Genomic DNA, 9,841 nt, shown 5'->3' on the forward strand with positions numbered 1-9,841 from the left:
GGGCTGGTAGTGGATGCGTCGCAACACCCACTCCGCCCGGAGGCCCTCCCCACAATCAACCCAACACGCCGTCCACAACCTCACGAGTCACGACACCTAGGCGGGCAGATCGGTCGGGCGACCACGGTGCCGATCGCGAGTCAGACGGGGACGTCATGCCCGACATCGACGCGATCACGGTCGGCTCGGTGATGCGGGCCCCGGCGCTGACCGCGCCTGCCGACGCGGACGTCGCGGAGGTGGCGACCGGCCTGGTCGATTCGCACCAGCGCTGCCTGCCGGTGTCGACCACGGCAAGGTGGTCGGCATCGTCAGCTGGCGCGACCTGCTGACGCACCTGCTGAACGCGCGCGCCGCGCGGTGAGAACCCGCGCCGGCGCACTGGTGCTGCCCGCGAGCCGTTTGCCAGACTGGGGCGGTGATGGCTGAGCACGGTGCTCCCGGGGGCGGGCCGGGGCGCGAGCAGCTGCGCGTCGGCGTCGACGTCGTGGACCGCGAGGTCGTGGTGCGCGTCGCGGGCGACGTGGACCTGGAGAGCGCCACGCACCTGGAGCAGGCCCTGACCGAGTCGGCCGAACGGATTCCGCCGGTGCTGGTCGTCGACCTGACCGGCGTGGAGTACTTCGGCTCCGCCGGGATGCGGGTGCTGGTCGGGTTGCAGCAGCGCTGCGGTGACGCCACGCGCGTCCGGGTCGTCGCCTCCGACCAGCGCGTGCTGCGGCCGCTGGAGATCACCGGGCTCACCGAGGTGCTCGACGTCCGCCCCACCGTCGCCGAGGCGCTGCACAGCTGACGGACCCGCTCTCGCGTGCTGTCCACTCAGGACGCTCGCTGGTGGCGTGCGGCCCGTGCGCCTGGTGGATCAGCGCCCGGCCGACGAGCGCGCCGGAGCGGTCCATGGTTTGATCACCGCGTCTCCAGTCCGGACCGCAGGGGGAACCTCATGGACTACGTGGACCCGGCCCGCAACCTCATCTCGTTCACCACCGGCGCCGGCGCGGTCTTCGCCGAGTCCGCGCCCGCGCAGGCCGTCGACGCCTTCCGCCAGGCCTGGGAACGGGTCTCGGCGGACCACGGCGTCGAGGCGGGCGACGTGACCCGCATCGAGGCCTACTGGCAGCCCGCGCACTGGGACGAGCGCTACCTCACGCGCACCTTCGGCGACGTCGAGCTGGAGTACGTCTTCCCCCGTCCCGACCCGGGCGGCTGGCACACCGCGCTGGACCGGGCGCGGGAAGTCCTCGACGAGGTCGCCGCGGGCTGACTCAGCGGGCCGGGCGCTTCACCGGCTCGCAGCACCCGACCGCGCACGGCGCGCCGTTCACGGTGCAGCCGGCCGGCGGGAAGTCCGACAGCTTCCGCGCCGGCGCCTGCGCCAGGTGCTCGCGCACCAGCTCCACCACCAGCTCCGCGAACCGCGGGTCGCCGTTCGGCGTCGCCGCGCGGGCGAAGCCCATGCCGTGCTCGGCGGCGCGCTCGGCGGCCTCGTTGTCCAGGTCCCAGATCACTTCGAGGTGGTCGGAGACGAACCCGACCGGGCACACGACGACGCCCTGGACACCGGCGGCGTGCAGCGCGTCGATGTGGTCGACGATGTCCGGCTCCAGCCACGGCACCTGCGGCGGCCCGGACCGCGACTGCCACACCACGTCGTACTCGGCGACCCCGGCCTGCGCGGCCACCAGGCGCGCGGCTTCGTGGATCTGCCGCGAGTAGCGCCGCCCGCCCTCCTCCGGCGGTCCGGCGGCCTTGTCCGCGCTCTCCGGCACCGAGTGCGCGGTGAACACGACCCGCGCGCCGGGCACCTGCTCCAGCGCGGCGCGCAGCGCGTCGGCGAAGGCGCCGACGAACAGCGGGTGGTCGAAGAAGTGCCGCAGCTTCATCAGTTCCGGCGCGCCGTCACCGACCGCGGCGCGCGCCCGCTCGATGTCCTCGTCGTACTGGCGGCACGCCGAATAACCGCCGTAGGCGCTGGTCGGGAACACCAGCGCGCGGCGCACCCCGTCGGCCGTCATGCGGGCGACGGTGTCCTCCACCATCGGCTCCCAGTTGCGGTTGCCGAAGTACACCGGCAGGTCGATGCCCTGCGCGGCCAGCTCCTTCTCCACCGCGGCGATCGCCTCGCGGTTGAGCCGGTTGATCGGCGACACGCCACCGAAGTGCTGGTAGTGCTCCGCGACCTCGAGCAGGCGTTCGCGCGGCACCCCCCGTCCCCGGGTCACGTTCTCCAGGAACGGCATGACGTCGTCCGGTCCCTCCGGACCGCCGAAGGACAGCCACAGCAGCGCGTCGTAACTCACGGTAAGAGATTCTGCCGCTGTGGCCGCCTTCACGCCCGCTCAGGGGTCAGAGTCCGAGCGCGTGCACCCCGCCGTCGACCCAGATCATCGAGCCGGTGGTGGCAGGCAGCCAGTCCGACAGCACGGCGCAGATGGTCTTCGCGACCGGCGTCGGGTCCTCGGCGTCCCAGCCCAGCGGGGCGCGGTCGCCCCAGCCGCCCTCCAGCTCGCCGAAGCCCGGGATGGACTTGGCGGCCATCGTCTTGACGGGGCCCGCCGCCACCAGGTTCACCCGGATGCCCTGCGGGCCCAGGTCCCGTGCCAGGTACCGGTTGACCGACTCCAGCGCCGCCTTCGCCACGCCCATCCAGTTGTAGGCAGGCCACGCCACGCGCGCGTCGAAGTCCATGCCGACCACCGACGAACCCCGCGACAGCAGCGGCAAGAGCGCCTTGGTCAGCGACATGAACGAGTACGCCGAGACCTCGACCGCGACCGAGACGTCCTCCTTCGGGGCGTCCAGGAACGGCGCGCCCAGGCAGGACTGCGGCGCGAAGCCGATCGAGTGCAGCACCCCGTCCAGGCCGTCGACGTGCTCCCGCACGCGGTCGGCCAGCGTGTCCAGGTGCTCGGTGTTCTGCACGTCCAGCTCGATCACCGGCGCCTCCTCCGGCAGGCGCTTGGCGATGCGCTCCACCAGCGAAAGCCGGCCGAAACCGGTGAGCACGACCTTCGCGCCCTGCTCCTGCGCGGCCTTCGCCGCGTGGAACGCGATCGAGCCGTCGGTGATCACCCCGGTGATCAGCAGTCGCTTACCTTCCAGAAGTCCGGCCACGCCAGTCCTTTCGGTGTCAGTTCGGGAGAAGAGGGTCAGTGGCCCATGCCGAGGCCGCCGTCGACCGGCAGCACGGCGCCGTTGATGTAACCCGCCTCGTCGGAGGCCAGGAAGCGCACCGCGGCGGCGATGTCCGCGGTGTCGCCGTAGCGCCCCGCCGGGATCTGGTTCAGCGCCGCGTTGCGCTGGTCGTCGGTCAGCGCGTTCGTCATGTCGGTGACGATGAACCCGGGCGCCACCACGTTCGCGGTGATGTTGCGCGAGCCCAGCTCGCGGGCCAGCGACCGCGCCATGCCGACCAGGCCGGCCTTGCTCGCGGCGTAGTTGACCTGCCCGGCGCCGCCGGAGAGGCCCACCACGGACGAGATGAAGATGAACCGGCCCCACTTGCCGCGCAGCATGCCGCGCGAGGCGCGCTTGGCGACCCGGTAGGCGCCGGTGAGATTGGCGTCGACGACCCGGGTGAACTGGTCCTCGCTCATCCGCATGAGCAGCGTGTCGTCGGTGATGCCGGCGTTGGACACGACCACCTCGACCGGGCCCTGGTGCTCCTCGACCTGCTTGAACGCCGCGTCGACCTGCTCGCTGTCGGTGACGTCGGCCTGCACGCCGAACAGGCCCTCCGGCGCGCCGGACCCGCGGTGCGTCACCGCCACCTGGTGCCCGGCCTCGGCGAGGCCCCGGGCGATGGCCAGGCCGATGCCGCGGTTGCCGCCGGTGACCAGTACGGACCGTCCCACGTGACACTCCTCGTTCGATTTCCCTCAGTTGCCCGGTGAGGTTATCCGGCGGCCCGGAGGCGGGGCAGCACCGCCCGGCCCACTACCTGGAAGTAACCCGGTGAGCCCGGTCACGAGGCGTGCCGGCTTAAGGGACTGTTAGGTCTGCGCGCACTCCCTTGTCCGCGGCGGCCCCCGCCACCGAACGTGGTCCGCGGTCATGAGACAAGGGAGTTCCTGATGACGACTGGCATCGACGCCGGGGCGGACCGGCGCGCCGGACGCCGCGTGGTGAGCAACATCCTCCGCGGCTCGGTCGGCAACCTGATCGAGTGGTACGACTGGTACGCCTACACCGCGTTCAGCGTGTACTTCGCCGCCACCTTCTTCCCGAAGGGCGACTCGACCGCGCAGCTGCTCAACACCGCGGGCGTGTTCGCGGTCGGGTTCCTGATGCGGCCGCTCGGCGGCTGGCTGCTCGGCCGCTACGCCGACCGGTTCGGGCGGCGCTCGGCGCTGACGCTGTCGGTCAGCCTGATGGCCGCGGGTTCGCTGCTGATCGCGCTGACGCCGGGCTATGCCTCGATCGGCATCGCCGCGCCGCTGCTGCTGGTGCTGGCGCGGCTGCTGCAGGGCATCTCGGTCGGCGGCGAGTACTCCACCTCGGCGACCTACATGTCGGAGGTCGCCACGCGCGGCAAGCGCGGCTACTACTCCAGCTACCAGTACGTCACGCTGATCGCGGGCCAGCTGGTCGCGCTCGCGGTGCAGATCCTGCTGCAGCAGGTGCTCACCACCGAGCAGCTGGACAGCTGGGGCTGGCGGATCGCGTTCGGCATCGGCGCGATCGGCGCGCTGATCGTGTTCTGGCTGCGCCGCGGCATGGACGAGTCGGCCGACTTCGAGGCCGCCAAGGCCGACCGCGACCGCGCCGCGCACGGCACGCTCAAGGCGCTCGCCAAGCACCCCAAGGAGGTCGCCCTCGTGGTCGGCCTGACCATGGGCGGCACGCTGTTCTTCTACACCTACACGACCTACCTGCAGAAGTTCATGGTCAACACCAGCGGCATCAGCAAGCCGAACGCGGCGTGGATCAACTTCTTCGCGCTGGTGGTGTTCGTGCTGCTGCAGCCGCTGTACGGGGCGCTGTCCGACCGGGTGGGCCGCCGTCCGCTGCTGATCGGGTTCGGGGTGCTGGGCACGCTGGTGACCGTGCCGTCGCTGACGCTGCTGGCGCACACGCGCAACCCGGTGTTCGCGTTCGTGCTGATGGTGGTGCCGCTGGCGATCAGCGCGCTCTACACCTCGATCAGCGCGGTGGTGAAGGCCGAGCTGTTCCCGACCAACATCCGCGCGCTGGGCGTCGGACTGCCCTACTCGGTCGCGGTCGCCGTGTTCGGCGGCACCGCCGAGTACATCGCGCTGTGGTTCAAGCAGGCCGGGCACGAGTCGCTGGTCTTCTGGTACGTCACCGCGGTCGTGTTCGCCTCGCTGGTCATCTACGTGCGGATGCGGGACACCAGCAAGGACTCGGCGATGGACCGGTCGTAGTGTGTAGGGCCGTGCGCGTGTTGCTGGTCGAGGACGACGACGGGGTGGCCGATGCCCTCGTCGACTCCCTCGGCGCGCACGGCCACCAGCCCACCCGGGTGCGTCGCGGCGAGGACGCGCTGCTCGCCCACCGCGACGCCGACCTGGCCCTGCTCGACCTCGGCCTGCCCGACCTGGACGGCCTGGAAGTGCTGCGTAAGCTGCGGGCGGTGAGCACGCTGCCGGTCATCGTGCTCACCGCCCGCGGCGACGAACGGTCGGTGGTGCGCGGGCTGCGGCTCGGGGCGGACGACTACCTGGTCAAACCGGTTCGGCTGAGCGAGCTGCTGGCCCGGATCGAGGCGGTGACCCGGCGGGCCGCGGCCGCGCGGCCGGAACCGCAGGTGGTCGTCGTCGGCGACATCGAGGTGGACCTCGGCGCGCGGCGGGTCGTGGTGGGCGGCGCGGAGGTCGAGCTGACCGCGAAGGAGTTCGCCGTGCTGGCGGCGCTGGCGCGGCGGGCGGGCACGGCGGTGAGCAGGCAGCAGCTGATGGACGAGGTGTGGGGCGACGCGTACGTGGCGGTGTCCCGGTCGCTGGACGTGCACCTGACGCAGCTGCGGGCGAAGCTGCGGCGGCCGGAGCTGCTGACCACGATCCGCGGGTTCGGCTACCGGCTGGGCGCGTAGGTGCGCACCCGGGTCCTGGCCGTCCTGCTGGCCTTCGTCGTGCTCGCGACCGCGGGGTTCGCGCTGCCGCTGCTGACCGTGACCGCCACCGAGCGCACCCAGCAGCTGCTGCTCGCGCGGACCGCGGACCTGGACCGGTTCGCGGCGCTGGCCGACCAGGCGGTCGCCGCGGGTGACGCGTCGGCGCTGCGGGCCGAGGTGACGCGGTACACCGAGCTGTACGGCGAGGGGATCGTGGTGGTCACCACCCGGCGCGCGCCGGTGGCCGAGACCGGTGGGCTGAGCGCGTCGGACCCGGTGGTCGCGGAGCTGGTCGACGCCGCGTTGCGGAACCAGCCGAGCCAGCCCGCGGCGACCGTGCGGCCGTGGTCGCGGACGCCGGTGCTGCTGGCGCGGCCGGCCGGGACGGGCACGAAGGTGTCGGGAGCGGTGGTGCTGCGGGCGTCGGTGGCGGCGGCCGCGGCGGACGTGGGCCGCAGCTGGTTCGCGGTCCTGGCCGGGGCGGCGCTGGTGACGCTGGCCGGCGCCGGGCTCGCGCTCGGGGCGACACGGTGGGTGCTGGGCCCGATGCGGCGGCTGGACCGCGCGGTGGGCGACCTGACCGCGGGGCTGCGGCCGGTGCATGCGGACCTGGCCGGGCCGCCCGAGCTGCGGCAGCTGACGGCGGGTTTCAACCGGATGTCGGACACGGTCACGGCGGCCCTGGACCAGCAGCGGCGGCTGGTCGCGGACACCTCGCACCAGATGCGCAACCCGATGACGGCGCTGCGGTTGCGGGTCGACGCGCTCGGGTCGTCGCTGCCCGCGTCGGCCACGCGGACGTACGAGGGCGCGGTCGGGGAGCTGGACCGCCTGGAGGCCCTGCTGGACGACCTGCTGACCCTCGCGGCGGCCGAGCACCGGGCGGGTGAGCTGGCCGTGTCCGGCGAGGGCGCCTCGTGTGACGCGGCGGCCGTGGCGGAGGCGCAGGTGCACCTGTGGCAGCCCGCCGCGGAACGAGCCGGGGTGTCGTTGCGCTGCACCGGGAGCCCGGCCCACGCGGCGGCGACGGAGGCCGAGCTGGCGCAGGTGCTGGACGTGCTGCTGGACAACGCGCTGAAGTACGCGCCGGGCACGGACGTCACGGTCTCGTGCGGCGCCGAGGGCGCATGGGTGGTCGTGTCGGTGGCGGATGCCGGGCCCGGGCTGTCCGCGGAGGAGCTGGCGCAGGCGCAGGCACGGTTCTGGCGCGCCGAACGGCACCGGAACCTGCCCGGAACGGGCCTGGGCCTGGCCATCGCCGAGCGCCTGACGGCGGGCCGGGGCGGCCGGATCGAACTCCGGGCCGCGGAGCCGCACGGCTTGGTGGTGCGGGTGCTGCTGCCTCGCGCGGAGGTGGGTGCGTCGTGAGCACGCTGCCCGCCGAGGCCCGCCACGGTCTGCGTGCCGAGGCCGGCCACGATGGTGCACTGGCCACCGCGGCCGCGACACGGCGTGGCACCCAGCGACCCGCCGCCAGGCCAACCACTCCCGGCAGCCTACGGGCCGCCGCAGGCGAATCTCGCCGCACGGCGGCACTCACCGCACTTCCCGCGCCTGCCGCCGGACGCGACGCGCCACTCGCAGCCTGCCTCGCGCGGCGGAACGCGCCGCCTCGCGGCGGTCAGCAGGGTCCGCGGCGCGCGCCGCACGGGTGCCCAGGCGGGGCCGCATGACCACGCAACCCACACTCCCGGCCATCGGCCGGGCCGCAGTCGTGCCGCCGCCGGCGCGCGGTCTTGCTCCCGGAAGTGCCACCCCCAACCGCCTCCCCTGCGGAGCCGCGCCATGACCAGCCGCCGCAGCCTGCTCCGCGCCGGGATCGCCGTCGCGGCCACCGGGGCCCTTCTCCGGGCCGGCGCCCCGCCCCGTCCCGGCGGGCCCGCGGGAACGCTGCGCATCGCCACCGGGGAGGAAGCCGGGTTCTACCTCGCCTTCGGCCAGCTCCTCGCCGCGGAGCTGAACGCCGCCCACCCCCGCCTGCACACCGTCGCGCTGCCGACCGAGGCCAGCGTCGCCAACCTGGAGATGCTCGACGCCGGCACGGCCGAGCTCGCCCTCAGCCTCGCCGACATCGCGGGCGCCGCCACCGAGGGCGCGGCCCCCTTCGGCCGCCGCATCGAAGTGTGCGCGCTCGGCCGCGTCTACGAGAACTACCTCCAGCTCGCCGTCCGCGCCGACTCCCCCATCACCTCGGTCGCCGGCCTCGCCGGGCGCACCGTCTCCCTCAGCGCGCCCCGCTCCGGCGCGGCCGTCCTCGGCGAGCGGCTCTTCGCCGCGGCCGGGGTCACGATCGTCGACCGGCACCTGCCGATGCTCGAAGCCGGCGAAGCCCTCCGCCAGGGCCGGATCGACGCGATGCTCGTCTCCGGCGGCGTCCCGCTGCCAGTTCTGTCCACCTTGGACAATGAAATCGGCATCCGCCTGCTGCCACTGGCCCCCTACCTCCCGGCGTTGCGCGGCCCCGGCCAGGAAGCCGTGCGCGTGCCCGCCGGCGCCTACCGCTCCCCCGAGGTCGACACCATCGGTGTCGCGAGCCTGCTCGTCTGCCGCCCGGACCTGCCCGCCGACGTGGCGGCCGCGGTCACCCGCGTGCTCGTGCAGCGGGCCGCCCAGCTGGTGCCCGCGCAGGCTGTGGCGACCCAGTTTCTCGATGTACGTTCGCTGATCGGAACCGGTACCGTTCCCCTGCACCCCGGAGCCGTGGCGACCTACCGCGCGTTGCACGGCTGAGCGAGGAAGGAGCACCGGTGACCCAGTCCCGCCCGCCGGTCGTGGCCATGCCGCTGCGCGTCCGCTTCCACGAGTGCGATCCGCAGGGCATCGTCTTCAACGCCCACTACCTGGCCTACTTCGACATGGCCTCGTTCGAGTTCTTCAAGGCGATCTTCGGCTCCTACGACGCGCTGCGCGACCAGGGCGTGGACTGCGTGGTGGCCGAGTCGAACCTGCGGTACCGCGCGCCGAGCCGGTTCGACGACGAACTGGTCGTCGAGGTCGCGATCGACCACCTCGGCACGACCTCGATGATCCTGGCGTTCACCGTCCGCCGCGGCGACGACCTGATCGCGACCGGCACGAACCGCTACGTGTTCGTCGACGCCCGGACCCTGGCCAAGGCCGCGCCGCCGGAGGACGTGCGCGCCAAGCTGCTGGCCCACACGTGAGCGAACCCGCCTTCGTGCGGGACACCCGCGCGGCCTACGACGCCATCGCCGGCGAGTTCGCCGAGTGGATCCGCGACGAGCTGGCGGTCAAACCGCTCGACCGCGCCGTGCTCGCCGCGTTCGCCGAACTCGCCGGCGGGCCGGTGGCCGACGTCGGTTGCGGCTCCGGCCGCATCACGGCGCACCTGCGGGGCCTGGGCGTGGACGCGTTCGGCATCGACCTGTCCCCGGAGATGGTCGCCGTGGCCCGGCGCACCCACCCGGGCGTCCGCTTCGAGGTCGGGTCGATGACCGCGCTCGACCTCCCCGACGGCAGCCTCGGCGGGCTCGTGGCCTGGTACTCGATCATCCACGTCCCGCCGGACACGCTGCCCGCGGTGCTCGCCGGGTTCCGCCGGGTCCTCGCGCCCGGCGGCTGGCTGCAGCTGGCGTTCGGGGTCGGCGACGAGCCCGTGCACCGGGACGAGGTCGGCGGGCACCGGGTGAGCCTGGACTTCCACCAGCGCCGCGTGGACGAGGTGGCCGCCCTGCTCACCGAGGCCGGGTTCGAGGTGCGCGCCCGGCTGGAGCGCGCACCGGACGAAGCGGGGCCGTTCCCCGAAAC

Annotated in this window: 12 protein-coding genes; 9 read left to right on the forward strand and 3 right to left on the reverse strand. The window is 73.5% G+C overall.

Annotated features, from left to right (window positions below):
* Positions 1 to 155 precede the first annotated feature (155 nt).
* From ABZ215_RS41980 to ABZ215_RS41990, 3 genes are all read left to right on the forward strand, one after another.
* Positions 156 to 332, forward strand: a complete 177-nt coding sequence (locus ABZ215_RS41980) for a hypothetical protein (protein WP_354956389.1) — start codon at positions 156 to 158, stop codon at positions 330 to 332.
* A gap of 89 nt (positions 333 to 421) precedes the next feature.
* Positions 422 to 793: an STAS domain-containing protein gene (locus ABZ215_RS41985; RefSeq protein WP_354956391.1), complete on the forward strand. Its 372-nt coding sequence runs from the start codon at positions 422 to 424 to the stop codon at positions 791 to 793.
* A gap of 150 nt (positions 794 to 943) precedes the next feature.
* The gene (locus tag ABZ215_RS41990; protein WP_020418435.1) at positions 944 to 1,264 is read left to right on the forward strand and encodes a hypothetical protein; all 321 of its coding nucleotides are present in this window, start codon (positions 944 to 946) and stop codon (positions 1,262 to 1,264) included.
* A 1-nt stretch (position 1,265) separates the two neighbouring features.
* Here the strand turns inward: ABZ215_RS41990 and ABZ215_RS41995 are convergent, their stop codons facing one another.
* The 3 genes from ABZ215_RS41995 to ABZ215_RS42005 are packed head-to-tail and all read right to left on the reverse strand — an operon-like array spanning position 1,266 to position 3,854.
* On the reverse strand, positions 1,266 to 2,300 hold the full coding sequence (locus tag ABZ215_RS41995; protein WP_354956393.1) for a ferrochelatase: 1,035 nt from the start codon (positions 2,298 to 2,300) through the stop codon (positions 1,266 to 1,268).
* Positions 2,301 to 2,346: 46 nt separating this feature from the next.
* Positions 2,347 to 3,114: an enoyl-ACP reductase FabI gene (gene fabI / locus ABZ215_RS42000; protein WP_020418437.1), complete on the reverse strand. Its 768-nt coding sequence runs from the start codon at positions 3,112 to 3,114 to the stop codon at positions 2,347 to 2,349.
* A gap of 35 nt (positions 3,115 to 3,149) precedes the next feature.
* Entirely contained in the window at positions 3,150 to 3,854 is a 705-nt protein-coding gene (locus ABZ215_RS42005; protein ID WP_020418438.1) for a beta-ketoacyl-ACP reductase, read from the reverse strand.
* A 219-nt stretch (positions 3,855 to 4,073) separates the two neighbouring features.
* On the opposite strand from ABZ215_RS42005, the gene ABZ215_RS42010 reads away from it, so the two are divergent.
* The 6 genes from ABZ215_RS42010 to ABZ215_RS42035 form a co-directional block, all read left to right on the forward strand.
* Positions 4,074 to 5,384, forward strand: a complete 1,311-nt coding sequence (locus tag ABZ215_RS42010; RefSeq protein WP_354956395.1) for an MFS transporter — start codon at positions 4,074 to 4,076, stop codon at positions 5,382 to 5,384.
* An 11-nt stretch (positions 5,385 to 5,395) separates the two neighbouring features.
* On the forward strand, positions 5,396 to 6,052 hold the full coding sequence (locus ABZ215_RS42015) for a response regulator transcription factor (RefSeq protein WP_020418440.1): 657 nt from the start codon (positions 5,396 to 5,398) through the stop codon (positions 6,050 to 6,052).
* A complete protein-coding gene (locus tag ABZ215_RS42020) occupies positions 6,053 to 7,441 on the forward strand; it encodes a HAMP domain-containing sensor histidine kinase (protein WP_354956397.1) in 1,389 nt (462 codons plus the stop codon).
* 417 nt (positions 7,442 to 7,858) lie between these two features.
* On the forward strand, positions 7,859 to 8,803 hold the full coding sequence (locus tag ABZ215_RS42025; protein WP_354956399.1) for a TAXI family TRAP transporter solute-binding subunit: 945 nt from the start codon (positions 7,859 to 7,861) through the stop codon (positions 8,801 to 8,803).
* A gap of 17 nt (positions 8,804 to 8,820) precedes the next feature.
* Entirely contained in the window at positions 8,821 to 9,237 is a 417-nt protein-coding gene (locus tag ABZ215_RS42030; RefSeq protein WP_020418443.1) for a thioesterase family protein, read from the forward strand.
* On the forward strand, positions 9,234 to 9,841 hold a 608-nt coding region (locus ABZ215_RS42035), incomplete at its 3' end, for a methyltransferase domain-containing protein (protein ID WP_354956401.1). The genes ABZ215_RS42030 and ABZ215_RS42035, both read left to right, overlap by 4 nt.

This window comes from Amycolatopsis sp. NPDC006131, assembly GCF_040614175.1.
Classification (GTDB): Bacteria; Actinomycetota; Actinomycetes; order Mycobacteriales; family Pseudonocardiaceae; genus Amycolatopsis_E; species Amycolatopsis_E tucumanensis.